The organism is Stenotrophomonas sp. S41, from assembly GCF_016624625.1.
Lineage (GTDB): Bacteria > Pseudomonadota > Gammaproteobacteria > Xanthomonadales > Xanthomonadaceae > Stenotrophomonas.
In genome coordinates, this window is sequence record NZ_JACVTV010000015.1 from 36,924 (window position 1) to 61,765 (window position 24,842).

Annotated in this window: 22 protein-coding genes and 1 pseudogene; 10 read left to right on the top strand and 13 right to left on the bottom strand. The window is 68.2% G+C overall.

What is annotated here, in order from left to right:
- The first annotated feature begins 46 nt into the window (after nt 1–46).
- Complete coding sequence (locus tag IAE56_RS05510; protein WP_200751785.1) at nt 47–634, top strand: alpha-ketoglutarate-dependent dioxygenase AlkB; 588 nt, start codon at nt 47–49, stop codon at nt 632–634.
- An 87-nt stretch (nt 635–721) separates the two neighbouring features.
- Here IAE56_RS05510 and IAE56_RS05515 read toward each other — a convergent pair whose 3' ends face one another.
- The 4 genes from IAE56_RS05515 to IAE56_RS05530 are packed head-to-tail and all read right to left on the bottom strand — an operon-like array spanning nt 722 to nt 4,240.
- Complete coding sequence (locus IAE56_RS05515; protein ID WP_200751786.1) at nt 722–1,363, bottom strand: ABC-type transport auxiliary lipoprotein family protein; 642 nt, start codon at nt 1,361–1,363, stop codon at nt 722–724.
- Nucleotides 1,360–2,286, bottom strand: coding sequence for an MlaD family protein (locus tag IAE56_RS05520; RefSeq protein ID WP_079220561.1), 927 nt, complete (start codon nt 2,284–2,286; stop codon nt 1,360–1,362). Before IAE56_RS05520 ends, IAE56_RS05515 begins: the two co-directional genes overlap by 4 nt.
- 3 nt (nt 2,287–2,289) lie before the next feature.
- Nucleotides 2,290–3,117, bottom strand: a complete 828-nt coding sequence (locus IAE56_RS05525) for an ABC transporter ATP-binding protein (protein ID WP_200751787.1) — start codon at nt 3,115–3,117, stop codon at nt 2,290–2,292.
- A gap of 1 nt (nt 3,118) precedes the next feature.
- Entirely contained in the window at nt 3,119–4,240 is a 1,122-nt protein-coding gene (locus tag IAE56_RS05530) for an ABC transporter permease (RefSeq protein WP_200751788.1), read from the bottom strand.
- Nucleotides 4,241–4,332: 92 nt separating this feature from the next.
- On the opposite strand from IAE56_RS05530, the gene IAE56_RS05535 reads away from it, so the two are divergent.
- Nucleotides 4,333–5,592: a threonine/serine exporter family protein gene (locus tag IAE56_RS05535; RefSeq protein ID WP_200751789.1), complete on the top strand. Its 1,260-nt coding sequence runs from the start codon at nt 4,333–4,335 to the stop codon at nt 5,590–5,592.
- A 126-nt stretch (nt 5,593–5,718) separates the two neighbouring features.
- Here IAE56_RS05535 and IAE56_RS05540 read toward each other — a convergent pair.
- The 3 genes and pseudogenes from IAE56_RS05540 to IAE56_RS05550 form a co-directional block, all read right to left on the bottom strand.
- Nucleotides 5,719–6,099, bottom strand: a pseudogene (locus tag IAE56_RS05540) (H-NS histone family protein); the annotation flags it as partial.
- Nucleotides 6,100–6,320: 221 nt separating this feature from the next.
- On the bottom strand, nt 6,321–8,012 hold the full coding sequence (locus tag IAE56_RS05545; RefSeq protein WP_200751790.1) for a proline--tRNA ligase: 1,692 nt from the start codon (nt 8,010–8,012) through the stop codon (nt 6,321–6,323).
- 666 nt (nt 8,013–8,678) lie between these two features.
- On the bottom strand, nt 8,679–9,056 hold the full coding sequence (locus IAE56_RS05550) for a DUF4124 domain-containing protein (protein WP_200751791.1): 378 nt from the start codon (nt 9,054–9,056) through the stop codon (nt 8,679–8,681).
- Nucleotides 9,057–9,136: 80 nt separating this feature from the next.
- Here IAE56_RS05550 and pssA point away from each other — a divergent pair, with 80 nt between their 5' ends.
- From pssA to rimI, 3 genes are read left to right on the top strand one after another with little or no spacing between them, the layout of a single operon-like run.
- A complete protein-coding gene (gene pssA, locus IAE56_RS05555; RefSeq protein WP_079220566.1) occupies nt 9,137–9,913 on the top strand; it encodes a CDP-diacylglycerol--serine O-phosphatidyltransferase in 777 nt (258 codons plus the stop codon).
- Nucleotides 9,914–9,966: 53 nt separating this feature from the next.
- A complete protein-coding gene (locus IAE56_RS05560; RefSeq protein WP_200751799.1) occupies nt 9,967–10,416 on the top strand; it encodes a hypothetical protein in 450 nt (149 codons plus the stop codon).
- Nucleotides 10,413–10,910, top strand: a complete 498-nt coding sequence (gene rimI, locus IAE56_RS05565) for a ribosomal protein S18-alanine N-acetyltransferase (RefSeq protein WP_108770599.1) — start codon at nt 10,413–10,415, stop codon at nt 10,908–10,910. The genes IAE56_RS05560 and rimI overlap by 4 nt, the downstream gene beginning before the upstream one ends.
- 57 nt (nt 10,911–10,967) lie before the next feature.
- Here the strand turns inward: rimI and IAE56_RS05570 are convergent, their stop codons facing one another.
- The 4 genes from IAE56_RS05570 to IAE56_RS05585 all read right to left on the bottom strand — a co-directional run bounded on the left by IAE56_RS05570 (nt 10,968) and on the right by IAE56_RS05585 (nt 16,787).
- Entirely contained in the window at nt 10,968–11,789 is an 822-nt protein-coding gene (locus tag IAE56_RS05570) for an EamA family transporter (RefSeq protein ID WP_200751792.1), read from the bottom strand.
- A 96-nt stretch (nt 11,790–11,885) separates the two neighbouring features.
- Nucleotides 11,886–14,714 (bottom strand): valine--tRNA ligase, encoded by a 2,829-nt coding sequence (locus tag IAE56_RS05575; protein WP_200751793.1) that lies wholly within the window; start codon nt 14,712–14,714, stop codon nt 11,886–11,888.
- A gap of 72 nt (nt 14,715–14,786) precedes the next feature.
- Nucleotides 14,787–15,212 carry a DNA polymerase III subunit chi gene (locus IAE56_RS05580; RefSeq protein WP_108745936.1) on the bottom strand — a complete coding sequence of 142 codons (426 nt, stop codon included), beginning with the start codon at nt 15,210–15,212 and terminating at the stop codon, nt 14,787–14,789.
- Nucleotides 15,213–15,308: 96 nt separating this feature from the next.
- On the bottom strand, nt 15,309–16,787 hold the full coding sequence (locus tag IAE56_RS05585) for a leucyl aminopeptidase (RefSeq protein WP_200751794.1): 1,479 nt from the start codon (nt 16,785–16,787) through the stop codon (nt 15,309–15,311).
- Between the two features lie 104 nt (nt 16,788–16,891).
- Here IAE56_RS05585 and lptF point away from each other — a divergent pair, with 104 nt between their 5' ends.
- The 3 genes from lptF to IAE56_RS05600 all read left to right on the top strand — a co-directional run bounded on the left by lptF (nt 16,892) and on the right by IAE56_RS05600 (nt 20,007).
- Nucleotides 16,892–17,974 carry an LPS export ABC transporter permease LptF gene (gene lptF, locus IAE56_RS05590; protein ID WP_108767670.1) on the top strand — a complete coding sequence of 361 codons (1,083 nt, stop codon included), beginning with the start codon at nt 16,892–16,894 and terminating at the stop codon, nt 17,972–17,974.
- Nucleotides 17,971–19,071 carry an LPS export ABC transporter permease LptG gene (gene lptG, locus IAE56_RS05595; RefSeq protein ID WP_108767671.1) on the top strand — a complete coding sequence of 367 codons (1,101 nt, stop codon included), beginning with the start codon at nt 17,971–17,973 and terminating at the stop codon, nt 19,069–19,071. Before lptF ends, lptG begins: the two co-directional genes overlap by 4 nt.
- Before the next feature lie 78 nt (nt 19,072–19,149).
- On the top strand, nt 19,150–20,007 hold the full coding sequence (locus IAE56_RS05600) for a hypothetical protein (RefSeq protein ID WP_108770600.1): 858 nt from the start codon (nt 19,150–19,152) through the stop codon (nt 20,005–20,007).
- Between the two features lie 93 nt (nt 20,008–20,100).
- Here the strand turns inward: IAE56_RS05600 and IAE56_RS05605 are convergent, their stop codons facing one another.
- A complete protein-coding gene (locus tag IAE56_RS05605; RefSeq protein WP_200751795.1) occupies nt 20,101–20,592 on the bottom strand; it encodes an RDD family protein in 492 nt (163 codons plus the stop codon).
- Between the two features lie 56 nt (nt 20,593–20,648).
- Here IAE56_RS05605 and xerD point away from each other — a divergent pair, with 56 nt between their 5' ends.
- Together xerD and IAE56_RS05615 are read left to right on the top strand one after the other, a co-directional pair.
- Nucleotides 20,649–21,626, top strand: a complete 978-nt coding sequence (gene xerD, locus IAE56_RS05610; RefSeq protein WP_200751796.1) for a site-specific tyrosine recombinase XerD — start codon at nt 20,649–20,651, stop codon at nt 21,624–21,626.
- A gap of 98 nt (nt 21,627–21,724) precedes the next feature.
- On the top strand, nt 21,725–22,504 hold the full coding sequence (locus IAE56_RS05615) for a DsbC family protein (RefSeq protein WP_200751797.1): 780 nt from the start codon (nt 21,725–21,727) through the stop codon (nt 22,502–22,504).
- A gap of 81 nt (nt 22,505–22,585) precedes the next feature.
- On the opposite strand, the gene IAE56_RS05620 is transcribed toward IAE56_RS05615, so the two are convergent.
- Nucleotides 22,586–24,700 (bottom strand): glycosyl hydrolase family 18 protein, encoded by a 2,115-nt coding sequence (locus tag IAE56_RS05620; protein ID WP_200751798.1) that lies wholly within the window; start codon nt 24,698–24,700, stop codon nt 22,586–22,588.
- Nucleotides 24,701–24,842 lie beyond the last annotated feature (142 nt).

The window sequence follows — 24,842 nt, forward strand, 5'->3', positions numbered from 1 at the left end:
ACGTGCGCGGGGCGCTTCTGCCGCCCCGCGCATGAGGACGACCGCGATGCTGTTCCCCCACGACCTGCCTGATGCCGACGTCCAGCACCTGCCGGGCTGGCTGCCCGCCGACGCCGCCGACGCGCTGCTGCCGGCGCTGCAGGCGGAACTGCCATGGGAGGTGCATCGCATCCGCATGTTCGGCAACTGGGTCGACTCGCCACGATTGAGCTGCTGGATCGGTGATCCGCAGGCGCGCTATCGCTATTCCGGTGCCGAATTCGTGCCGCAGCCTTGGTCCCCGCGGCTGCAGGTCCTGCGCGAGCGCCTGCAGGCGCAGGGCATCGGTGCGTTCAACAGCGTGCTGGTCAACCGCTACCGCAACGGCGGCGATTACATGGGCTGGCACAGCGACGACGAACCGGAGCTGGGGCCGTCGCCGCTCATCGCCTCGCTCAGCCTGGGCTCGGCGCGCCGCTTTCTGCTGCGGCGGCGCGAGGACCATGCGCGCAAGGCGGAATTCCTGCTCGGCCACGGCGACCTGCTGCTGATGGGCGGCAGCACCCAGCGCTTCTACCAGCACGCGCTGCCGAAGATGGCGCGGGTGCAGGGCGAGCGGATCAACCTGACGTTCCGTTGGATCCAGCCGCGCTGAGGGCGTTCCGCCGGGCATGGCCCTGCGCTACCAGGATTGCACAAGGGGTAGCGCCGGGCCATGCCCGGCGAGCGCAGCGGATGCGGCTCAACGCTTCAGCGCAGCCGCGTCGCTCTGTCCGTTCACCAGCGTCCAGCCCACCACGTTCTGCGCCAGCTGCTGCAGGCCACGCTCGAAGGCGGCGGCCACGGCCGGTACGTCGGTGCTGCCCACCGGCTGCGCCTGGCGGAACGTGCGGTCGGCCACCACGCGCTGGTCGGTGGTGTGGATCAGCTTGGCGTTCACTTCGATCACCACGGTTGGCGTGGCCTGGCCCTGGTAGTCCGATTCGAAGCGGCGGATATCAGTGGCCAGCTTGTAGTCGGCGCGGATGCCGGCGGCGGTGCGGGCCACGCCGCGCAGGCGGCCGGAATCCTCGAAGCCGCGCAGCAGGGTGTCTTCGATGATGTCGGTGGCCGGCTGTGCCCAGCTGGCGCCCTTGTAGATCTCCAGCTCGGACGGCGTTGGCCGCACGTTGATGCGCGGGCTGTCGACCATGCGCGCGGCGCTGGGCTTGGACACCACCAGCTGCCAGTCGGCCTGCGGCCAGCTCGGGTCCACCTTCACCTGCACGGCGGGCGAATACAGGGTGACCGGGCTCTTGTCGCCGCTGCCGAGGATCGAGCAGCCACCCAGCAGGGCGACGGCCGAGGCGGCCAGCAGCAGGCGCGGAAGGGTCATCGGGCTCATTTGGGTTCGAACTCCTTCGGTGCGTCGCGGCCCAGCAGGTAGCGCGCGGGGTTGTTCTCGAGGCGGTCGCTGACCCGGCGCAGGTCGCGGATCAGGCCACGCAGTTCATTCAGCGTCGGGCCCAGCTGGCCGAGGCCATCGTTGGCGAAGCTGTTGATGGCCGCCCGGTTCTCGCCGAGGATCGAATCGGCATTGCCGGCCGCCGAATCGAGCTTGCCCAGGGTGGCGTCGAGCTTGTCGATGATGCCCGGCAGCTGCTGCACCAGGTTCTTGTCCAGGCGCTCGATGGTGCCGTTGGTGGTCTTCAGCGTGGTGTCCAGGCTGCGTGCGGCATCGCGCGCGCTGAGCAGCAGCGCCTGGGTGCCCTGGTCACGGTCAGCCAGGCCGCCGCTGATGGTTTCCAGGTTGGCCAGGGTGGCGTTGATCGAGGCCACGTTGCGGTCGCTGAGGATCTGGTCCATGCGCTCGACGATGCGGTTGGCCACGTCGGTGATGTTCTGCAGCGCCGACGGCGTGGTCGGGATGATCGGCGCCGGATCCTTGTTGACCGTGGTCAGCGTCGGCGCCTGCGGCGTGCCGCCACTGAGCTGGATGATCGACGGACCGGTCAGGCTGGTGATGGCCAGCTTGGCGCGGGTATCGGTCTTGACCGGCGTGTTGGAGTTCAGGCGGATGCGTGCGACGACCTGGCGCGGGTCGTCCGGCACCAGGTTCAGTTCGGTGATCGAGCCCACCGCGATGCCGTTGTACTGCACCGGGCTGCCGACCGACAGGCCGGTCACCGCCTCGCGGAACACCACGCGGTATTCCTGCCAGGTGCGGTCGGAGGAGTACTTGGCCGCCCACAGGCCGAAGGCCAGCAGGGCCAGGCCGGTGATCAGGGTGAACGCGCCGATCAGCACGTAGTTGGCTTTGGTTTCCATGGCTCAGGCACTCTTGATCTGTTCGCCGCGTGCAGCACGCGCGCGGGGTCCGTGGAAATATTCCTGGATCCACGGATGGTCCAGTGTCTCGATCTCCGGCAGCGGCGCATTGGCCACCACCTTGCGATCGGCGATCACCGCCACCCGGTCGCAGATCGCATACAGCGTGTCCAGGTCGTGGGTGATCAGGAACACGGTCAGGCCCAGCGCTTCCTGCAGGGTCTTGATCAGGCGGTCGAAGGCGGCCGCGCCGATCGGGTCCAGGCCGGCGGTGGGTTCGTCCAGGAACAGCAGCGGCGGGTCCAGCGCCAGTGCCCGTGCAAGGCCGGCGCGCTTGCGCATGCCGCCGGACAGCTGCGAGGGCAGCTTGTTGATCGCATCGGCCGGCAGGCCGGCCAGCTTCACCTTCAGCAGCGCCAGTTCGTAGTGCCAGCGCTCGGGCAGCTCACGGTGGTGTTCCTTCAGCGGCACCTGCACGTTCTCGCCCACGGTCAGCGAGGAGAACAGCGCGCCATCCTGGAACAGCACGCCGGTGTTGCGCTCGATGTGCAGGCGGCTTTCGGCATCGTCGGCGCGCGCGTCGCGGCCGAGCACCTCGATCTGCCCTTCGTCGGGCACGCGCAGGCCGAGGATCGAACGCATCAGCACTGATTTGCCGGTGCCCGAACCGCCGACCACGCCGAGGATCTCGCCGCGGCGCACGTCCAGGTCCAGGCCTTCGTGCACGGTCTGGCTGCCGAAGCGGTTGACCAGCCCGCGCACTCGGATGGCCAGGTCGTGGCCCTGGTCGTCCTGCATGGCGGTGTCGGTTGAAGTGTCGTGTGCGTTCATGTCACCAGTCCATGTGCATGAACCACAACGCCGCGAAGGCGTCGATGATGATGACCAGCGAAATGGTCTGCACAACGCTGGAGGTGGTGCGTTCGCCCACCGACTGCGCCGTGCCTTCCACCTTCAGGCCCTCCAGGCAGCCGATCAGGCCGATGATCAGCGCGAACACCGGCGCCTTGGACAGGCCCACCAGCATGTGCCGCACTTCCATCGTTTCGTGCATGCGCGCGATGTACATCTGCGGCGGGATGTCCAGGTCGAACGCGCCGACGGTGATGCCGCCGGCCAGGCCGGCGATCATCGCGATGAAGGTCAGCAGCGGCAGGGTCACCAGCAGGGCGAGCAGGCGCGGCAGTACCAGCAGGTCGACCGGGTCCAGGCCGAGCGTGCGCATCGCATCGATTTCCTCGCGTGCCTTCATCGCGCCGATCTGCGCGGTGAACGCACTGGCGGTGCGGCCGGCCAGCACGATGGCGGTGAGCAGCACGGCGAACTCGCGCAGGAAGGCGATGTTGACCAGTTCGACCACGTAGATCTCCGCGCCGAAGTCGCGCAGGATGGTCGAGCCGAGGAAGGCGATGACCGCGCCGACCAGGTAGGACAGCAGCGCGACCAGCGGCACCGCATCCAGCCCCACCTGTTCCATCTGGTGCACGGTGGCGGTCAGGCGGAAGCGCCGCGGTTCCTTCACCAGCCTCGCGGCCTTCACCAGGTTCTCGCCGAGGAAGCTGCACAGCGCCTTGATGTTGTGGCCGGTGGCATGGACGCTGACGCCCAGGCGCTCGAGCGCGGCCAGCACACCGAAATCGCGCTTGGGCTTGGGACGGTCGTCGGCCACTTCCTCGATGGTGCACACCAGCGCCTGGTGGTCCGGGCGGAACTGCAGTGCCTGTTCGCCGAGGTCGGCACGATGGGCCACGCGCAGCACCTGCAGCACGCCGGCCGAGTCCAGCTGTTCGATGCCGGTGGCATCGATGCCGGTCAACGTGTCGGGAATGCCACGCAGCACCTCGGCCGCGTCCAGCGCGGTCTTCAGGGTCCAGTGCCCGGACAGGCGGATCAGCCCGGGATCGTGGGCGTCCTGTTCAAGCCGGGGGGCGTGGTTCGGGGTCATGGGGGCCATTCGGTTCGCAGCATAACCGTTTCGTCCTGCGCGCCGCGTCGAACCGGGATGAATTTCTCCTGCCGGGCCCCGCGTGGGTAATACTACGGCGCATGTCTGCAGACGCTCACACGATCCCCACGCCCCCGGCCACCTACGCACAGCGCGTGGCATTCGTATCCGAGATCGCCGGGCGCCTGCACAGCTATGGCACCACCGCACAGCGCCTGGAAACGGCCGTGGTGGCCCTGGCGCGCCAGCTCGATCTCGATTGTGAGCCGTGGTCCAACCCCACCGGCATCATCCTCAGCTTCAGCGATCCGGCACAGGCCATCGGTTCCAGTGACATCACCCGGGTGATCCGCCTGGCGCCGGGCGAGAACGATCTGCACAAGCTGAGCGTGGCCGACCGCATCGCCGAGGAAGTGTCCAACGGCCGCATGAGCATCGCCCAGGGCCATACCGCGCTGCGCCAGCTGGACAAGGATCCCGGCCGGCGCGGCAAGCTGCGCACCATCCTGTCCTTCAGCCTGGGCGCGGCCGGCGTGGCCGGCATGTGGAAACTGCCGTGGCTGGATATCGCCACCGCCGGTGTCATCGGTCTGATGATCGGCCTGCTGGGCATGGTCACCGACCGCCGCCCGGCCACCCGCGAGGCCGCCGAAGCGCTGGCTGCGCTGCTGGCGGGCATGGTCGCCACGCTGGTGGCTGCCTTCATCGGCGCGCTCAATCTCAATACCGTCATCATTGCTTCGCTGGTGGTGCTGCTGCCTGGCATGTCGCTGACCAATGCGGTCAATGAACTGGCCAGCCAGCACTGGGTATCGGGCACCGCACGTTTCGCCGGTGCGCTGACCACCATCATGAAACTCAGCGTCGGCGCGATGATCGCGGTGACCCTGGCCGATGTGCTGGGCCTGGAGCCGGTGATCCGTGCCACGCGGCCGCAGGGGCCATGGGTGGAATGGGGCTCGCTGCTGACCGCGGCATTCGCCTTTGCCATGCTGTTCAAGGCCAACCGCCGCGATTATCCGTGGGTGATGGCGGCCTCGGTGGCCGGTTATGCCATTTCCAAATTCGGTGGCCACGCCTGGGGCGCACCGGCCGGTATTTTCCTGTCCGCGATGCTGCTGACCGCCGGCGGTAATCTGTTTGGCCGCCTGGTCGGGCGCCCGGGCGCGATCATCCGCCTGCCGGGCATCATCATGATGGTGCCGGGCAGCACCAGCCTGCGCGGCGTGCTGACCCTGGTGCAGCAGCAGGACGTGGGCGCCGGGCAGAGCGTATTCCTCACCGTGCTCAACGTGGTGATGGCACTGGTGGCTGGCCTGCTGTTCGGCAACCTGCTGATGCCGGCCCGCAAAACCTTGTAGGTGTGGACCGTTGGTCCACACACCTTGATGCCCTTGGTGGGTGTGGACCGTTGGTCCACACGCCAGATAAAAAAACGCCGGCTTTCGCCGGCGTCTTTCATTCCAGCCTGATATTCGGCCTTACGCCTTCTTGATCAGGAAATCTTCCGGCTTCTTGCCGCCCTTGGCGGTCAGTTCGGCCATCCAGCGCGGCTGCTTGCCACGGCCGGTCCAGGTTTCCTTCGGGTTGGCCGGATTACGGTACTTCGGGGCAACCTTGCCCAGCTTGCGGCCTGCGGTCTTCGCCGGGGCCTTGGTGGCCTTCGTCGCCTTGCGGGCGCGCGGGGCGGCCGGGGCATCACCGAACAGTTCCTCGATGGTGTAACCCTCGGCCTTGGCCAGCTTGCTCAGCTGGGCACGCACCTTGGTGATCGGGCGACGCTTGGCCACGATGGTCTGCTGCTTCTTGGCGGTACGGATCAGGGCGCCCAGCTCGCGTGCCGACAGGCCGCTCAGGTCGATGCTCATCTACGATTACTCCGGAAACTGAATTAGGGACAGGGACGAGCCGGTCCTTGGCGTCGCGGGACAGAATAATGACGAATTAATCCCAGCACAAACATCGGCAGTCGCGACATGGTGGCCGGATGGCCCCAATGCGTCTATTTTGACCTGATTATGTCCGGCGCAGTTGCTGGTGCGCACAAAACAGGCAAAAAAAAGACCGGGGCAGGCCCCGGTCTCTCTGATCAGCCCTGCAGTCGCTGCAGCAGGGTGGTCTTGTCCAGGCTTTCCGCCTCGCTGGCACGGCGCGAACGGTATTCGAAGGTGCCGGCGGCCAGGCCGCGTTCGCTGACCACGACCCGGTGCGGGACGCCGATCAGTTCCATGTCGGCGAACATGGCGCCCGGGCGCAGGCCGCGGTCGTCCAGCGCCGCATCCAGGCCCGCATCGCGCAGTTCCTGCAGCAGGCCAGCCGCCGCTTCGGCCACGCCGGCGTCGCCCTTCGGGTTGATCACGCACACCACCACCTGCCACGGCGCCATCGCCTCGGGCCAGATGATGCCGGCGTCATCGTGGTTCTGTTCGATCGCCGCAGCGACCACGCGGGAAATACCGATGCCGTAGCAGCCCATCGCCATCACCGCGGCCTTGCCGTTCTCGTCCAGCACGGTGGCGTCGAGCGCGGCGGCGTACTTGCGGCCCAGCTGGAAGACGTGGCCGACCTCGATGCCGCGGGCGATCTTCAGCTCGCCGCCGTCGACTGCGCGGTCACCGGCCTGCACGTTGCGGATGTCGGCCACTTCCGGCTCGGCCAGGTCGCGACCCCAGTTGACGCCGGCCAGGTGGAAACCGGCCTCGTTGGCGCCGACCACGAAGTCGGCCATGGCTGCCACTTCACGGTCGGCCACCACGCGGATGGCCTTGGCCGGGGCGACCGGGCCGAGGAAGCCCGGCACGCTGCCCAGGAACTCGGCGATCTCCGCCTCACTGGCGAAGCGCTGGTCTTCCAGGCCGGCGACCTTGGCCAGCTTGATCTCGTTGACGTCATGGTCGCCACGGACCAGGGCCAGCACGAAGCCGGCTTCGGTCATCAGCGCCACCGACTTCACGGTGCGGGTCAGGTCGAGGCCGAGCAGGGCGGCGACGTCCTCGCAGGTCTTCTGCGTGGGGGTGTCCACCTTGCGCATGGTTTCGGCGGCAGCCGCGCGCGGTGCCGGGTCGGCGGCCACGGCCGCTTCCATGTTGGCGGCATAATCCGAGCCGGTGGAGAACACCAGCGCGTCTTCGCCCGAATCGGCGATCACGTGGAATTCCTGCGAGGCATCACCACCGATGGCGCCGGAATCGGCCTGGACCATGCGGAAATCGAGGCCGAGGCGGGTGAAGATGCGGCTGTAGGCCGCCTTCATGTTTTCGTATTCGCGCACCAGGCAGTCATCGTGCAGGTGGAACGAATAGGCGTCCTTCATCAGGAATTCGCGCGCGCGCATCACGCCGAAACGCGGGCGGATCTCGTCGCGGAACTTGGTCTGGATCTGGTAGAAGTTGACCGGCAGCTGCTTGTAGCTGGACAGCTCGCTGCGCGCGAAATCGCAGGCCGCTTCTTCAGCGGTGGGGCTGTAGCAGAAGGTCTGTTCCTTGCGGTCCTTGATCTTCAGCAGCTGCGGGCCGAACTTTTCCCAGCGTCCGGTCTGCTCCCACAGTTCCTTCGGCTGGATGGTCGGGATCTGGAATTCGACGGCGCCGGCGCGGTCCATTTCCTCGCGCACGATGCGCTCGACCTTGCGCAGCACGCGCAGGCCCAGCGGCGACCAGGTGTACAGGCCCGATGCCAGCTTGCGGATCATGCCCGCCCGCAGCATCAACCGGTGGCTGGTCAGCTCGGCGTCGCTGGGGGTTTCCTTGGTGGTGTGCAGGTGGAACTGGGAGAGGCGCATCGGCGGCTTCGGATAACGGCAGAGACGCCTATTCTGCCAGCCCGGCCGGGGGTTTGTACCGGCAGGGCTTGCAGCCCTGCACCCGCAGAGGCCACGGCTACAGCCGAAGCAACAGCAGAGGCTGGTTTCCTGAGGGGAGGCGGGGTGGGTCCAGTGGCAGGGGACGCCGTGAACCCCCCTCCGGGGTCCGGCCCAGCCGCTGGCGGCTGTGCGTTCGGGCGCTTGCGAAGCAGTGCTTCGCAAGCAAAGCGCCCTCACCCATGGGGGCTTGGTCGCGCCATCCATGGCGCTCACACCCCTGCCACCGGACCCACCCCGCCTTCGACAGTTTCCCGCGATCTGTCGGAGCACGGGGTCGGATCCCGTTGCTGCGCAACGGGCTCTGACCCCATTTGAATATCGATATCTGAGAGAAAAATCGTGTCGACCAAGGTCGACACCTACCAGCAGCAGGTTCCAACAGCCGCAGGAATCTGTCAGAGGTGGGGCGGTGTGGGCTTGCAGGACCGCAGGCGCCATGGATGGCGCCTACGAGCCCCCAGGGATGGGTTTACGGCGTGTCCTGCAAGCCCACACCGCCCCGCCATCCCACGGAATGCTGCTCTTGATCTTGCTTCGGCTGCTGCTTCGGCAGGTGCAGGGCTGCAAGCCCTGCCGAAAAACCCCTTAACCCGCCGGCGGGCAGTACGCCTTGATCGCCGCTTCGGCCAAGCCCTTCTGCGCGCTGCGCTGCTCCGGCGTCAACGCGGTATCGGCCTTGCCGTCCCCGTCGGTGTCCTGCATGACCTCCCCGTTGCCGTCCAGCAGGGCCACGTTGGCGCGGGCGGTGCTGCACTGCTCCGGCACCGGCTTGGCCTCGCTGGCCTCTGCCGCGGGCGCCTGGCCGCCGCGGGCCTGCTCCCGGGTTTCGTATTTGCCCCCGGCCGGCGGCGTCTCCGAATACTGGGTCACGCCCTTGGCATCCTTCCATTTGTAGACGGGTCCGGCCACCGCGTTGGCACTGGCCAACAGCAGCAGGCATCCCAGGCAGGACAAGGCACGCATGGCAAACTCCGCGGAATGGGCGTAGAACGCCGATTGCAGCATTGCCGCCGACGGCTGGCAAGTCGATTAAACTGGATTCCATGGACCCGATCACACCGCCGCCGCGCTCGCGCACGATTTACCTGCTGCCCAACCTGTTCACCACCGCCGGCCTGTTTTCCGGCTTCTACGCGATCATCGCGGCGGCCAATGGCGATTTCGTCAATGCCAGCATCGCCGTGTTCGTGGCAGCGGTGATGGATGGCCTGGACGGTCGCGTCGCGCGCCTGACCGGCACCAGCAGCGAGTTCGGCGTGCAGTACGACTCGTTGGCCGACCTGGTCAGCTTCGGCATGGCCCCGGCGCTGGTGATGTACCACTGGTCGCTGTCGGAGCTGAAGTACGACGGCGAACTGCTCGGCCGTCTCGGCTGGGCGGTGGCCTTCCTGTATGCCGCCTGCGCGGCACTGCGCCTGGCCCGCTTCAACACCCAGGTGGCAGTGGTCGACAAGCGCTGGTTCGTCGGCCTGGCCAGCCCGGCCGCGGCCGGCCTGATGATGTCCTTCGTCTGGGCCTTCGCCGATGGCAGCCTGGGCTGGAATGGCAACGAGCTGCGCTTCGTCGCGCTGGCCGTCACCGTGGTCGCGGCCCTGCTGATGGTCAGCCGCATCCGCTTCTGGAGCTTCAAGGGCGGTGCTGCCAAGGGCACCCGGTCCGACCGTGTGCCGTTCCTGGTGCTGGCGCTGGTGCCGATCGCCATCGCCATCGCGGTCATCGACCTGCCGCGCGTGCTGTTCGTGGTGGGCATCCTCTACGCGCTGTCCGGCCCGGTGATGTGGGCCCTGCAGCGCCTGCGCAAGAAGCCCGAGGCGGCGTGAGCAAGGACCTGCCCGTGTTGTGGTCCCCGGCCCAGCAGGCCTGGCTGCAGGCCATGGGCTACACCGTCTTCCACGATGGCCAGCTGGCCGCCGAGCTGGACGCGGCCCTGCAGCTGAGCGTGGCCGAGGCCGAAGCCGCGGCCGCACCGGTGCGCAGTGAAGCGCCACGGCAGCCGCAACGCCAGGCCGATGCGCCGACCGAACGCGCACCGGCCCCTTACGAACGCCCGGCACCGCCCGTTCGCACCACCCCGGTGGCGGCGCCGGATATGGCGCCGGCCGCATCGCGGCCGCTGCCCGGCGGCAACGCCCGGCAGCCGTCGGTACGCCTGCCTGACCGCCTGCAGATCGCGCTGCTGCGCGCATCGGGCTGCAACCCGAATGACCCGGCCACGCAGGCCCTGATGGACAGCTGGCCGCTGGAACAGCTGCGCCGCGATCCGAAGGCAAAGCGCGCGCTGTGGCCGCAGCTGCGCGCGCTGCGCAAGCGGGGCGCGCCGTGAGTGCGGTCGCCCGGCCGGGCCCGGTGTCGATGCGCGCCCTGCGCGAAAGCGACCTCAATGCGGTGATGGCCATCGAAGTGCGTGGCTATCCGTACCCTTGGACCCGCGGCATCTTCCTGGACTGCCTGCGCGCCGGCTACCCCGGCCTGGCCATGGAACGCGACGGCCTGCTGATCGGCTACGGCGTGCTGAGCCTGGCCGCCGATGAAGCCCACGTGCTCAACATCTGCATCGATCCGCTGGAGCAGTCGCATGGCCTCGGCCGGCAGCTGATGCGCGCACTGGTGCGCCTGGCCGGTGACCGTGGCGCGCAGCGCGTTTTCCTGGAAGTGCGGCCGTCCAATACCCCGGCGCTGGCGCTGTACCACAGCGAAGGGTTCAACGAGATCGGCCGCCGCCCGCGCTATTACCCGGCCGCCAACGGTCGTGAGGATGCGCTGGTGATGGCGATCGAGCTGGTCAACGACGACCTGCAGACGATGCCGCCGCTGTAACGGGGAAGGATTGCCGCTGCGCTCGCCGGGCATGGCCCGGCGCTACCGATGCATTGCTTACGCCATCCGCAGCGCCAGCACGCCAGCCACGATCAAGCCCGCCGCCAGCCAGCGCACCCGTGGCACGCGCTCGCGCAGCACGAACACCGAGATCATCAGCGCGAACAGGATCGACGATTCGCGTAGTGCCGACACCATCGCCACCGGCACCTGGGTCATCGCCCACAGCGCCATCGCATAGGACGCGGTGGTGCCGACACCACCGGCCAGGCCCAGCGGCCAATGCTGGCGCGCGTAGGCCAGCACTGCGCCACGTCGGGTGTACAGCGCCCATGCCGGCAGCGGCAGGCCTGACAGCAGGAACAGCCACAGCGTGTAGGCCAGCGCGCTGCCGGACTGGCGTGCGCCCTGTGCATCGACCAGCGTGTAGGTGGCGATCATCAACGCCGTCAGCAGTGGCAGGCCGAGCTGGCCGCGACGTGCGCCCAGCGCCATGCACAGGATGCCGGTGCTGACCAGGACCACGCCCAGCCACGCCGCTGGCGGCAACGACTGGCCGAACAGGCTGCCGGCCAATGCGACCAGGATCGGCGCGCAACCGCGCATCAGCGGGTAGGCCAGGCTCATGTCCACCTGCTGGTAGCAGCGTGCGACCAGGCCGTAATAGGTCACCTGCAGCAGCACCGACGCCGCCAGCCACGGCCAGCTGTCCGCCGCGGGCATGGGCAGCAAGGGCAGGGCGGCAGCTGAGAGCAGCGCAGCGCTGCCGGTCACCAGCACCGTGCCGAGAAATTTGTCCGGCCCGCGTTTGACGATCGCGTTCCAGCTGGCATGCAGGGCAGCAGCGGCCAGGACCAGCAGGAAGAGGGAAAGCGGCATCACCCGATGATGCCATGTGGCAGAAAGGGAAACGCCGGGCAATGCCCGGCGTTTCTTGAAACGATGTGCCAACCAAGGTTGGCAGCTACTCAGCCGTTACAGCTTCGCGCGCTGTTCCTGCAGGCCGGCCAGCTGGGTGTTCCAGTCAACCAGACGCACGCGCTCCTGCTCGACCACGGCCGGCGGCACCTTGTCGGTGAACTTGGCCAGCTTGGCCTCGCTCTTTTCCTTCTCGCTTTCCACGCGCTTGATTTCCTTGTCCAGGCGCGCGCGCTCGGCATCAAGATCAACCAGGCCTTCCAGCGGCACCAGCAGCTTCAGCTCGCCCACGATCGCGGCGGCGGCCGGCGGCGCGCTTTCGCCTTCGCCCAGCCACTGGATGCTGTCCAGCTTCAGCAGGAACGACAGCGAGGCGCTGAAGCGTTCGATGCGCACACGGTCCAGCTCCAGACCAGCCTGCAGGCGCAGCGGCACCAGCTTGGACGGGGCCACGTTCAGTTCACTGCGCACGCGGCGCACGGCACTGATCACGGCCTTCAGCCATTCCACGTCGGCCTCGGCCTGGGCGAAATCACCGGCGAATTCGTCGGCGGTCGGGTACGGGCGCAGCGACAGCGTGGTTTCGGCCAGGCCCAGGCGGGGGGCCAGCTGCTGCCACAGCTGTTCGGTGATGAACGGGGTGAGCGGGTGCAGCAGGCGCAGCAGCGCTTCCAGCACGTACAGCAGGGTGTGGCGGGTGCTGTCGGCGTCGGCGGCGTCGCCACCGTTCAGTGCCGGCTTGCTCAGTTCCAGGAACCAGTCGCAGAACTCGTTCCAGGCGAACTCATACAGGCACTGCGCCAGCAGGTCGAAGCGGTAGTTGGCGTAGTGACCCTGCGCCTCGGCGGAGACCGCGGCCAGGCGCGCCAGGATCCAGCGCTCGGCATCGGTGCGCGGCTGCGGCACGCCGTTGAACGCGGCACCCTCGGTGTTCATCAGGGTGAAGCGGCTGGCGTTCCACAGCTTGTTGCAGAAGTTCTTGTAGCCCTCGGCGCGGTTCATGTCGAACTTGATGTCGCGGCCGTGGGTGGCCAGCGCGGCGATGGTGAAGCGCAGCGCATCGGCACCGTGGGCGGCGATGCCGTCCGGGAACTCCTTGCGGGTGGCCTTCTCGATCTTCTCCACCATCTTCGGCTGCATCAGGCCGCCGGTGCGCTTGGCCACCAGGTCGTCGATGGCGATGCCGTCGATGATGTCCAGCGGGTCGAGCACGTTGCCCTTGCTCTTGGACATCTTCTGGCCCTGGCCGTCGCGGATCAGGCCGGTGAAGTAGACGTCCTTGAACGGGATCTTCCCGGTCAGGTTGTCGGTGGCCATGATCATGCGCGCCACCCAGAAGAAGATGATGTCGAAGCCGGTGACCAGCACCGACGACGGCAGGTAGCGGTCGAAGCCACGCTCGGCCATGGCCTGCGCGTTCGGCCAGCCCAGGGTGGAGAACGGCCAGATCTGCGAGGAGAACCAGGTCTCCAGCACGTCGCTTTCCTGGCTCAGCACCACGTCGCTGCCCAGATTGTTCTTCGCGCGCACTTCGTCTTCGCTGCGGCCCACGTAGCAGCTGCCGGTGGCGGCATCGAACCAGGCCGGAATGCGGTGGCCCCACCACAGCTGGCGGCTGATGCACCAGTCCTGGATGTTGTTCATCCAGTGGCGGTAGGTGTTGATCCAGTTCGGCGGCACGAAGGCGATGCTGCCGTTCTCGACCAGCTCCAGGCCACGGCGCGCCAGCTCGTCCATCTTCACGAACCACTGGTCGGTCAGGTAGGGCTCGATCACCTGCCCGGTGCGGTCGCCGCGCGGCACCTGCAGCTTGTGCGCCTTGGTCTCGACCAGGATGCCCAGGTCTTCCAGTTCGCCCAGCACGGCCTTGCGCGCTTCGTAGCGGTCCATGCCCTGGAAGCGTTCGGGTGCGTTTTCATTCAGCGCCGCCACCGGGGTGAACAGGTTGATCATCGGCAGGCTGTGGCGCACGCCCACCTGGTAATCGTTGAAATCGTGCGCCGGGGTGACCTTGACCACGCCGGTACCGAACGCGCGGTCGACATAGTCGTCGGCGATCACCGGCACGCGGCGGCCGGTCAGCGGCAGCACCACGCTCTTGCCGATCAGGTGGGCATAGCGCTCGTCTTCGGGGTGCACCATCACCGCGGTATCGCCCAGCAGGGTTTCCGGGCGGGTGGTGGCCACGACCAGGTAATCGCGGGTTTCGCGCAGGGTTTCCACGCCGTCGGCATCGCGCTCGACGTGCTCGTAGCTCAGGCCTTCGTCCAGCGTGTAGGCGATCGACCACAGGAAACCGTCTTCCTCGGCGCTCTCCACTTCCAGGTCCGAGATCGCCGTCTTCAGCACCGGATCCCAGTTGACCAGGCGCTGGCCGCGGTAGATCAGGCCCTGTTCGTGCCAGCGCACGAAGGCCTCGATCACCGCTTCGGACGGCTGCGGGTCCATGGTGAAGGTGCTGCGCGACCAGTCGGCCGAGGTGCCCAGGCGGCGCATCTGCCGCTCGATGATGTCACCGGACTGCTGCTTCCACTCCCAGACCTTGCCGATGAAGCCTTCGCGGCCCAGCGAATCGCGGGTCTCGCCCTTGCCTTCCAGCGCCAGGTTGCGGCTGACCACCATTTCGGTGGCGATGCCGGCATGGTCGGTACCGACCTGCCACAGCGTGTCGTAGCCGCGCATGCGGTGGTAGCGCACCAGCGCGTCCATCAGGGTCTGCTGGAAGGCATGGCCCATGTGCAGGGTGCCGGTCACGTTCGGCGGCGGCAGCAGGATGGTGTAGGGCTCGCCCTTGCCGGACGGCTTGAAGTGGCCGGCCTTCTCCCAGGCCTCGTAGAGGTCGGTCTCGAAGGACTTCGGGTCGTAGCTGGAGGCGAGTTGGGTCATGCGGGGGAACCAGGAGGTAATCGTTGAAGGATCAGGGCAGCGGGGCGGCCCATCAAGGGGGCCACGCCGCGCTCACATGTCGTGCTTGTTCAGGTCGTAGCCGGCGGTCTTGTACTGGCGCCAGCGTTCGCGCAGCGGTTCGCGCGCTTCCGGGTCGGCCGGCACCACTTCCAGCACGCGCTCGCACTGGCCCAGCCAGGGTTCGTCGCGCAGGTTGATCACCAGCGGGCGCATCGGCGCCTCGTCCCCGGGGATGGAAATCAGCACCACGGCCTCTTCCTCGTCCACGTCCTCGCCGACGATCTGGTGCGGGATGTAGGCATCCTCGTCGAACGACCAGAGCAGTTCGTCCAGCTCTTCGGCCTGGGCCTGGTCGCGGGCCAGCACCAAGGCGGGCAGCCCGGCATCGTTGGCCTTGCGCGCCAGTTCGCAGACCAGGCGCAGCGGCTCGGTCAGGAAGCGGGGCTTGGCGATCAGGTAGAAATCAGCGCGGGGCATGGCAGGGTCCGGGTCGGGCAGGGGCCCGGCGTGCCGGGCAGGGGCAGGCCGGAGGATGCCCCGGCCGGCGGGCGCCGGCCAGGGGCAGGTACGGCATCAGGCGCGGGCGACCTGGTCCAGCAGCCACTGGCTCAGCAGGCCGACCGGGCGGCCGGTGGCCATGCCACGCTTGCCTTCGTCGCTGGCCACGCCGGCGATGTCCAGGTGAGCCCAGCGCTGGCCTTCGGCGAAGCGCGACAGGAAGCAGCCGGCGGTGATGGCGCCGGCCCAGCGGCCGCCGATGTTGTAGACGTCGGCGAAGCTCGAATCCAGCATCGGCTGGTACTCATCCCACAGCGGCAGGCGCCAGGCGCGGTCGAACACGTGCTCGCCGGCGGCCAGCAGCTCGTTGGCCAGGTCGTCGTGCTTGCTCATCAGGCCGGCGGTCTGGTGGCCCAGGGCGACCAGGCAGGCGCCGGTCAGGGTGGCCACGTCGACCAGCGCGGCCGGCTCGAAGCGCTGCGCGTAGGTCAGGGCGTCGCACAGGATCAGGCGGCCTTCGGCGTCGGTGTTGCCGACTTCGATGGTCTTGCCCGACATCGAGGTGATCACGTCGGACGGGCGGTAGGCATTGCCGTCGATGGCGTTTTCCACCGCCGGCACGACCACCACCAGGTTCAGCGGCAGCTTGGCCTTCACGGCGGCGACGAAGGTGCCGATGACGTTGGCGCCACCGCACATGTCGTACTTCATCTCCTCGATGCCGCCCTGGGTCTTCAGGTTCACGCCACCGGTATCGAAGGTGATGCCCTTGCCGACCAGCACGTACGGCTTGGCGTCGCCGCCACCGGACCACTTCAGCACGACCAGGCGCGGGCGGTTGGCCGAACCACGAGCCACGGCCAGCAGCGAGCCCATGCCCAGCGCTTCCATCTGGTGCTCGTCGAGGATCTCGGCTTCGGCGCCGTCGTGCTCGCCGGCAAACTTCACGCCCACTTCAGCCAGGTAGGCCGGGGTGCAGTAGTTCGGGGGCAGGTTGCCCAGCTCGCGGGCGAACTCGACACCGGCGGCGATGGCCTGGCCCTGGGCCAGGGCCTGGGCGTCGTCACCAGCAATGGCCAGCTGGGCCAGGCCGGCGTCATCGGCCTTCTTCTTGCCCAGGGTGGCGGTGTAGCGGTAGGCGGCGTGGTCGGCGGCGATCACCGCCTGGCGGATCGCCCAGGCCGCGTCGCGGTCCTTCACGGCCACTTCGGACAGGGTGAACAGCGCGCTGCGGGCGGCGCCGGCCTTGAGCGCGCGCACGGCGTCGCCGACGGCCTTCAGGTACTGCGGCACGCCGAAACGGGCGGCTTCGCCGAGGCCGACCACCAGCACGCGCGGGGCGCTGACGCCCGGCAGGTCATGCAGCAGGGTGGTGGCGCCGGTCTTGCCGGACAGGTCGCCGCGCTGGGCCAGGGCGGCCAGGCGGCCACCGCTGGCGGCGTCCAGGGCCTGGGCGGCCGGGGTCAGGGAGTGGTCGGCATAGGCGCCGACGACCAGGCAGTCGACGCCGGCGGCGGCCGGCGCGAGGTGGTTCAGGGTGAATTCGAGGGCCATTGAGCAGATTCCATTGGCGAGTCCGTACAATCGCAGGCCGTTTACGCCCAGACAGTAGACTGGGCGGCACCGCGAACGAACCCCAGAGTTTAAACCACCGCCCCATGCTGAAGCTCGACCGATACCTGCTGGGCGATTTCGTCCAGAGTTTCCTGGCTACCCTGATCGTCCTGCTGGTGGTCAGCGTGGGCGGCGTGCTGGTGGACATCCTCGGCAACATCGCCGACGGACGGCTGCCGGCCAAGCTGCTGTTCTCGCAGCTGGGCCTGCAGTTCATCGCCTACATGCCGCTGATCCTGCCACTGGCACTGATGCTGGGCCTGCTGCTGTCCATCGCCCGCCTGTACCGCGATTCGGAAATGGCGGTCATCACGGCCATTGGCGTGGGGCCCAAGCGTCTGCTGCGGCCGCTGCTGATGCTGGTGGTGCCGGTGGTGCTGCTGGTCGGCGCCTGCTCGCTGTGGCTGGGCCCCTGGGCCGGCCGCACCGCCGAGCAGATGATCCAGGACGCCAACCGCAGCGTGCTGATGGCCGGGCTGGAGCCGGGCCGCTTCACCCCGCTGCCCAATGGCGGGGTGGTCTACCTGTCCTCGATTTCGCCCGATGGCACGAAGCTGGGCCGCGTGTTCCTGCAGCGGCAGAAGGATGACCGCCTGGAGGTGGTGTCCGCCGCCGGCGGCCGCATGTTCTTCGAGGGCAAGCAGCAGCGCTTCCTGGAGCTGGATGACGGCCACCAGGTGGAGGGCCCGCTGGCCGGCGCGCTGGATTACCGCCTGGCGACCTTCGCCCGCAATGATGTGGCTCTGCCCGACGGCGCCCAGGCCAAGGAGGAGGATGACCCCGAGCTGATGCCGACCCTGCAGCTGCTGGGTGACGACCGCGCCGAGGCCAAGGCCCAGCTGCACCGCCGCGTCGCCCCGCCGCTGATCGCCCTGGCCTTCGCCCTGCTGACCGTGCCGCTGGGCCGCAGCTCGCCGCGCCAGCAGCGCTATGGCCGGATGATGCTGGCCCTGCTGGCCTACATGGTCGGCACCAACCTGATGTTCATCGGCAGTGGCTGGATCGCCAACGGCAGGATTCCGCCTGCCGTCGGCCTGTGGTGGCTGACCCTGCCGCTGCTCGGCTTCGCGCTGTGGATGTATTTCCGCGATGGCCGCCTGGCGCGCCCGAAGGGAGCCCGCGCATGAAGCTGCGACCGATGCGTTTCGATTTCTACCTGGGCCGTGCGGTGTTCACCACCGTGCTGCTCACCTGGGCGGTGTTGACCGGCCTGGACGTGGTGATGGCCTTCTCCGGTGAGTTCAAGGACATCGGCAAGAACGGCTATTCGCTGGGGCATGCCGCGGCCTGGGTGCTGTACACCGTGCCGCGCCGGGCCTACACCTTCTTCCCGACCGCCGCGGTGATCGGCGCGCTGATGGGCCTGGGCCAGCTGGCCGCCACCTCCGAGCTGACCGCGCTGCGCGCGCTGGGCCTGTCGCGCAAGCGCCTCAGTGTGTCGGTGGCGATCGCCCTGTCGCTGCTGACCGGCGTGATGGTGATCAGTGCCGAGACCCTTGGGCCGTGGGGCCAGAACCGCGCCGATGCGCTGAAGATGAGCGCCAAGTGGGGCACCGATGTGACCACGGCCCGTTATTCGGGCCTGTGGGCACGCGAGGGTGACACCTTCCTCAACGCTGCCAGCGGCGAAGAGCAGCTGGTCGGTGACAAGGGCACGCGGCTGATCCTGCGTGACGTGCGCCTGTACCGCATCGCCGAGGACGGCAACATCGCCTCGCTGACCCACGCCGCCACTGCCGAGCATGACAGGGACGGCTGGGTGCTGACGGGGGTCAAGCGTGACACCTTCGCCGAGCGTGGCGCGACCCGCGAGGAAGCCGCACGCGAGCCCTGGGATTCCAAGCTGGATGCCGGCGCGCTGGCGACCGGCATCGCCAAGCCGCGCAACCTGAAGTTGAGCGAGTTGAGCACCAGCATCGAATACCGCGAGCGCAACGGCCTGGATGCCCGCGATTTCGAGGATATCTACTGGAGCCGCTGGTTCTACCCGCTGAATGTGCTGGCGCTGTGCCTGGCCGCCGTGCCGTTCGCGTTCGGTTCGCTGCGCAGCGGCGGCATGGGCAAGCGCCTGTTCCTGGGCATCCTGTTCGCGCTGGGCTTCTGGCTGCTGCAGCTGTTCTTCGGGCGTATGGCCGGTGCGCTGAAATTCGATTACCGCATTGCCTACGCGTTGCCGCCCATCGTCATGCTGGCGGTGTCCGGCTGGCTGTTCCGGCGCAGGTAGCAGCGCCGGTCTTCACCGCGCGGGCGCATGCGGCGCCCGCACGCTCCACCCCAAGGATGAACACTTTCAAGGATGAACATGCTCTTCAAACGCCTGCTTCCTGCTGTTGCCGCCCTGTTCCTGCTGGCCGGCTGCAGCCGCTCGGTCGACTTCGAGATCGACAACCCCACCGATGAGCCGGTGACCCTGTCGATCGACGCGCAGCCGCATCTGATTCCGCCGCACACCGCGGTGCCCATCAGCCTGGAGCCGGGCCAGTACCGCCTGCAGAGCAGCAAGATCGGCAGCGTGCGCATGGTGGTGTACGCCGGCGGCATCGGTGGCCTGATCAACCCGACGCTGAGCGAGTACGTGATCGTGACCGAGCAGTACGTCACCAGCAAAACCAATTCCGGTGGCCTGGTGTCCAAGGTCGAGTTGAATGACGTGGTGATCGACGGCCCGTACGTGAAGGTGACCGGCTTCTTCATTCCGCGCCGCTGGGATGTTGGCCTGCTGGGCGAGCTGCCGACCACGGTGGTGTCCAACAGCCCGGATACCTCGTCTGATTACCGGACCAAGCTCTTCAACGTGCCCGGCTTCTTCGAGTATCTGGAAGCGGAGGACGAACTGAAGGAAGCGTTTGGCCCGGATGGCTACCGGACGCCGGACGCGACGGTCGAGTACACCGCGGCCACCCTGCCGGAACTGCCGGCCGCCTTCGAGGACAAGGGCAAGCCGATGCGCGAACTGTATGCGCAGTACCTGGCGGCCAGCGATGCCGGTGAGCAGAAGCGCCTGAAGAAGGCCAGCCTGAAGCTGTGGCAGGACTTCGGCGCGACCCGCGCGGCCTTGAATGGAAAGATCCCGGTCGCCGACGACGTCAAGGCGACGGCGTTCTCGTCGCAGTTCTTCGAGCTTTGGACACAGCCGGCGGTGATCCTGCCGGAAGGCTGACCCGTAGCGTCGAGCTTGCTCGACGGCCGTGCACCGCAGTCGAGCAAGCTCGACTCTACGTGGCTAGCGCCGGGCCATGCCCGGCGGGTTCTCTCAGCGCTTGGGCATCCGCACCACGCGGGTACCGCTGGCGCGGTCGTGCCAGGTCAGGCGCTGCCGGTCCAGCCACGCCCACCAGAAGCCCAGCCCACCCAGCAGCAGCGACAGCGTGGCCACCGCGAAGCGCAGCCACAGCTGGCGGCGGCGCAGCGGCGTGCCATCACGCGATTCCAGCTTCAGTCGCCACGGCCGCATGCCCAGGGTCTGCCCGCCGCGGCGCCAGCTGGCCGTGGCGTACCACCCGGTCACTGCCCAGCACACCGCCCACAGCAGCCACTGCCAGGCGCTGAAGGGCGCGATGTTCTCGCGCTGCGCATGGCCGCTGAAGGTATAGGCCAGGGTGAACAGCGTGCCGGCCAGCATCCACAGCGCCAATACCGGCAATGCGTCATAGACCATCGCCAGCACGCGCCACGGCAGCAGCGCACGCGGGCGGGGCGTTTCGGTGGCGGCCGCAGTGGCCGCGTCGGGGGCAGGGCGGGACATGCGCCGAGCATACGCAAAGCTGGCCGCGCCCGCAGTGGCCCTCGTATCCTGCACGCATGGCCGTCATTTCCACCCCTGCCGAACGCCGCCAGCTGGTCACCCAGCTGCCGGAACTGCGCGCCGACGACAGCGTGCGCATCCAGCGCTTCCTCGATGCGATCTGGGCCGAGAACGGCCTGGCCCGCGCCACCCTGGACAGCTACCGGCGCGACCTGGAAGGGCTCGCGCGCTGGATGGATGGCCGCGAGGGCGGCCTGGCCGGCATCGAACGCCCGGGCCTGTTCGATTACCTGGCCTGGCGCACCCGCCATGGCTGGTCGCCGCGCAGCAACGCGCGCCTGCTGTCGGCGCTGCGCGCGTTCTTCGCCGATGGGGTGCGCCGCGGCGAGCGCAGCGAAGACCCCAGCGCGCTGCTGGACCCGCCCAAGCTGCCCCGGCTGCTGCCCAAGGCGCTGGCCGAAAGCCAGATCGACGCGCTGCTGGCCGCGCCGGACATCGACAGCCCGCTGGGCCTGCGCGACCGCGCCATGCTGGAGCTGATGTACGCCGCCGGCCTGCGCGTGAGCGAGCTGGTGCTGCTGCCGGCCACCGCGGTCAACCTGCGCCAGGGCGTGCTGCGGGTGACCGGCAAGGGCAGCAAGGAGCGCCTGGTGCCGCTGGGCGAGGAATCGCAGCATTGGCTGGAACGCTACCTGCAGCAGTCGCGACCGCAGCTGGTGGGCAAGGGCAAGGTGCATGCGCTGGCCGACGGGCAGACACCGTTGTTCATCGAGCCGAGCCTGCATGCGCTGACCCGGCAGGCGTTCTGGCACCTGGTCAAGCGCCATGCGCAGGTGGCCGGCATCGATCCGGCGCGGATCAGCCCGCACGGCCTGCGCCACAGCTTCGCCACCCACCTGTTGAACCGGGGCGCGGACCTGCGCGCGCTGCAGATGCTGCTGGGTCACAGTTCACTGTCCACCACCCAGATCTACACCCTGGTGGCGCGCGAACACCTGCAGAAGCTGCACGCACGGCATCACCCGCGCGGCTGAACGGAGCGCACGACGCGTCACCCGGGGCGTGCGCGCGGTCGCGGCCCGTCACACGGGCCTGTGTCAGAATCCGGGGTCTGATTCCCAGCGGATTGCCCATGTTCCGATTTGCCATCGCTGCACTGTTCAGCGCGGTCAGCCTGACCGCCTGCGCCCAACCGGCTCCGCCCACCGCCAAGGCCGCCGCGGCCGCCAAGGCCAGCCCGGCCGCCAACGGCGCCTCCGAACAGACGGTGCGCGCCGCACTCGCCACGCTCATCCCCGGTTCCAAGGTGGATTACATCGGCTCGGCGCCGTTCCCCGGCTTCCGCGAAGTGCTGGTGTCCGGCCAGCTGCTGTACGTGTCCGACGACGGTCGCTACCTGTTCCAGTCGCAGCCCTACGACATCCAGGCCAAGGGCCCGGCCAACAGCGAGGGCCTGCTCGGCTACCGCCGCGACCTGCTGGCCAAGGCCAACCACGGTGACCGCATCGTGTTCGCCGCGCCCAATGCGAAGTACACCATCAGCGTGTTCACCGATATCGAGTGCGGTTACTGCCGCAAGCTGCACCAGGACATCGCCGAACTCAACCGCAACGGCATTTCCGTTGAATACCTCGCGTTCCCGCGCATGGGCCTGGGCAGCAAGGATTACGTCGACATGATCTCGGTCTGGTGCGCCGCCGATCGTCGCCAGGCACTTACCAACGCCAAGCGTGGTGGCAGCGTGCCGGCGAAGAACTGCACCAACCCGGTGGCCATGCAGTACGCGCTGGGCCAGCAGCTGGGCGTCAATGGCACGCCGGCGATCTTCGCGGCCGATGGCACCCAGCTGGGCGGCTATCTGCCGCCGGCGCAGCTGCGTGCGGCGCTGGAAAAGCTGTCCGCCAAGCGCTGACCGCAACGTCGCCGGGCATGGCCCGGCGGATGTTGAATCCATGGGGAAAGCCGGGGACGCGATGCGTCCCCGGCTTTTTCCTTATTTCAGGCCATCACTGACCGCCTTGGTCAGCGTGCCCTGCGCATCGTCACCACTGAATTCCCAGACGAATGCACCACCCAGGCCCTGCGTTTTCACGTAGCCCATCTTGCGGGTGATGTTGGCCGGGGTGTCGAAGCTCCACAGCGTGCTGCCGTTGTAGATCCAGGTGGCACCGGCGGTATTGTCGGTATAGCCCTGCCAGGCCAGATTCTTCAGCACCTTCCAGTCTTCGATGCCGGCCTCGTAGGTACCCGGTGCGGCGCCGCTGGCGGTCTGGTACATGCCGTTGTTGCCGCTGGCCACCCCGGTCCAGCCACGGCCGTAGTAGCCAATGCCCAGGTTGAGCTTGGCTGCGGGCACGCTGCGGCTGATGAAGGCCTCGATGGCGTCGTTGCTGTTGTACAGCTTCTGGTCGCCGGTGGATGGATCATCCGGCGAATCGAACAACGCCGACTGGTGATTGGTCTTCGCATCCCACGCGCCGTGGAAGTCGTACGTCATCACGTTGATGTAATCCAGGTACGGGTGGTACGCCGCCGGGTCGGTGACGCGGACCTTGTCGATGCCCGCACCCACGGCCACCGTCAGCAGCAGGCCCGGTCGCACCGCATCGAGCTGGCGGCGGAACTCGGCCATCAGCGCGGTGAAGTTGGCGTTGTCCTCCGGCTTGCCGCACTCGATGCCGCAGGCCACCGGGTATTCCCAGTCGATGTCGATGCCGTCGAACACACCCAGCGCCGCGCCGGTACCACCGGCACCGTCGGTCACCGGCAGGTTGCCCTTGATGTAGGCATCGATGCAGGAGGCCACGAAGGCCTGGCGGTTTTCCGGGCGTGCCGCGCTGGAGAAGCCGCGTGACCAGGTCCAGCCGCCCAGCGAGATCAGCACCTTCAGGTTCGGGTACTTGGCCTTGAGCTGCTTGAGCTGGTTCCAGTTGCCGCGCAGCGGCTGGTCCCAGGTGTCGGCGCCGCCGCTCACGCTCTCACCCGCGCCGAAGGCCTTGCTGTAATCGGCGAACGCATCGCCGCCGGCGCCGGTGTTGGGGTCCGAGGCCTGGGTGATGCCCACTTCGCAGCGGTTGTTGCGCACGTTGCCGAAGGCGTAGTTGATGTGGGTCAGGCGCGCGGCCGAGCCGCTGCTGTCGATGTTCTTCACCCGGTAGTTGCGGCCGTAGATGCCCCACTGGGTGAAGTAGCCGATGACCCGCTTGCCGGTGCCGCCACTGTCACCGGCCAGCGTGGTAGCGCTGATCTCGGTGCCCTGCGCCGAGGCGTTGCCGGCGTTGTCGCGGGCGCGTACGCGGTAGCGGTAGGTGGTCGAGGCGGTCAGGCCGCCATCGACGTAGCTGGCGCTGGACGGCGAGCCGACCAGGCTGCCGTTGCGGTACACGTCGTAGCCGGCCAGGCCGCTGCCGCCGGTGTTGTCGGTGGACGGGCTCCAGCTCAGCGCGATGCTGCTGGCGGTGCGGGTGCCCACGGCCAGCCCGCCGGGCACGCTGGGCGCGGTGGTATCGCCGCTGGCCGCGTTGACGGTGATGGTGATGGTGGACGTGCTGGTGGTGGCGTTGTTGTTGTCGGTGGCCACCGCGCGCAGGGTGTGGCTGCCGGCGCTGGCGTTGGCCCAGCTGGCGCTGTAGGGCGCGCTGGTGTCGACCCCGATCGAGCTGCCATCGCGGAAGAACTCGACCTTGCTGACGCTGCCGTCCGGGTCGCTGGCCGTGGCGCTGACGGTGACCGTGCTGCCGGCGCTGAAGGTGGCGCCATTGGCCGGCGAGGTCAGGCTGACCACCGGCGGCTGGTTGGCGCCGCTGCCATCACAGGCGCCGAGGTTGGTGTAGTAGGGCGCCCCGGCCGGGTGGTCCGGCGGTGCGTTCCAGATGTCCTGGTTCGCCCGGTACAGGACCCCTCCCTTCTGCAGGGTGTCGCCGGCCCGGTAGATTTTGGCCTGGTCCCACTGCGCCACGCCGGCACAGCTGGCGGCCTGGGCCAGGCCGGGCAGGGCGGCCGCCCCGGCGGCCAGGGCCAGCAGCCAGGCCAGGCGGCGCGGGCGGGGTGAATGGGAGGAACGTTCGGCACTGCGTACATCGGCACTCTGCACAAGCTTGTCGTACATGGTGTGTCTCCGACTTCCGGTGGCGCGCGGGCCGGATGGCGCCGCGCGTGACGCAGGTCCGGACGTCGCCCGGGAGGGGGGCGACGGTGGGGGCGGCGGCGGCCAGGGTGGCGGCGTAGCGCTGGGCTTCCAGCTCGGCGGC

Coding starts and splice junctions, on each gene's coding strand:
- IAE56_RS05510 (WP_200751785.1), top strand. CDS start 47: ATGCTGTTCCCCCACGACCTGCCTGATGCCGACGTCCAGCACCTGCCG.
- IAE56_RS05515 (WP_200751786.1), bottom strand. CDS start 1,363: ATGAGCCCGATGACCCTTCCGCGCCTGCTGCTGGCCGCCTCGGCCGTC.
- IAE56_RS05520 (WP_079220561.1), bottom strand. CDS start 2,286: ATGGAAACCAAAGCCAACTACGTGCTGATCGGCGCGTTCACCCTGATC.
- IAE56_RS05525 (WP_200751787.1), bottom strand. CDS start 3,117: ATGAACGCACACGACACTTCAACCGACACCGCCATGCAGGACGACCAG.
- IAE56_RS05530 (WP_200751788.1), bottom strand. CDS start 4,240: ATGGCCCCCATGACCCCGAACCACGCCCCCCGGCTTGAACAGGACGCC.
- IAE56_RS05535 (WP_200751789.1), top strand. CDS start 4,333: ATGTCTGCAGACGCTCACACGATCCCCACGCCCCCGGCCACCTACGCA.
- IAE56_RS05545 (WP_200751790.1), bottom strand. CDS start 8,012: ATGCGCCTCTCCCAGTTCCACCTGCACACCACCAAGGAAACCCCCAGC.
- IAE56_RS05550 (WP_200751791.1), bottom strand. CDS start 9,056: ATGCGTGCCTTGTCCTGCCTGGGATGCCTGCTGCTGTTGGCCAGTGCC.
- pssA (WP_079220566.1), top strand. CDS start 9,137: ATGGACCCGATCACACCGCCGCCGCGCTCGCGCACGATTTACCTGCTG.
- IAE56_RS05560 (WP_200751799.1), top strand. CDS start 9,967: ATGGGCTACACCGTCTTCCACGATGGCCAGCTGGCCGCCGAGCTGGAC.
- IAE56_RS05570 (WP_200751792.1), bottom strand. CDS start 11,789: ATGCCGCTTTCCCTCTTCCTGCTGGTCCTGGCCGCTGCTGCCCTGCAT.
- IAE56_RS05575 (WP_200751793.1), bottom strand. CDS start 14,714: ATGACCCAACTCGCCTCCAGCTACGACCCGAAGTCCTTCGAGACCGAC.
- IAE56_RS05580 (WP_108745936.1), bottom strand. CDS start 15,212: ATGCCCCGCGCTGATTTCTACCTGATCGCCAAGCCCCGCTTCCTGACC.
- IAE56_RS05585 (WP_200751794.1), bottom strand. CDS start 16,787: ATGGCCCTCGAATTCACCCTGAACCACCTCGCGCCGGCCGCCGCCGGC.
- lptF (WP_108767670.1), top strand. CDS start 16,892: ATGCTGAAGCTCGACCGATACCTGCTGGGCGATTTCGTCCAGAGTTTC.
- lptG (WP_108767671.1), top strand. CDS start 17,971: ATGAAGCTGCGACCGATGCGTTTCGATTTCTACCTGGGCCGTGCGGTG.
- IAE56_RS05600 (WP_108770600.1), top strand. CDS start 19,150: ATGCTCTTCAAACGCCTGCTTCCTGCTGTTGCCGCCCTGTTCCTGCTG.
- IAE56_RS05605 (WP_200751795.1), bottom strand. CDS start 20,592: ATGTCCCGCCCTGCCCCCGACGCGGCCACTGCGGCCGCCACCGAAACG.
- xerD (WP_200751796.1), top strand. CDS start 20,649: ATGGCCGTCATTTCCACCCCTGCCGAACGCCGCCAGCTGGTCACCCAG.
- IAE56_RS05615 (WP_200751797.1), top strand. CDS start 21,725: ATGTTCCGATTTGCCATCGCTGCACTGTTCAGCGCGGTCAGCCTGACC.
- IAE56_RS05620 (WP_200751798.1), bottom strand. CDS start 24,700: ATGTACGACAAGCTTGTGCAGAGTGCCGATGTACGCAGTGCCGAACGT.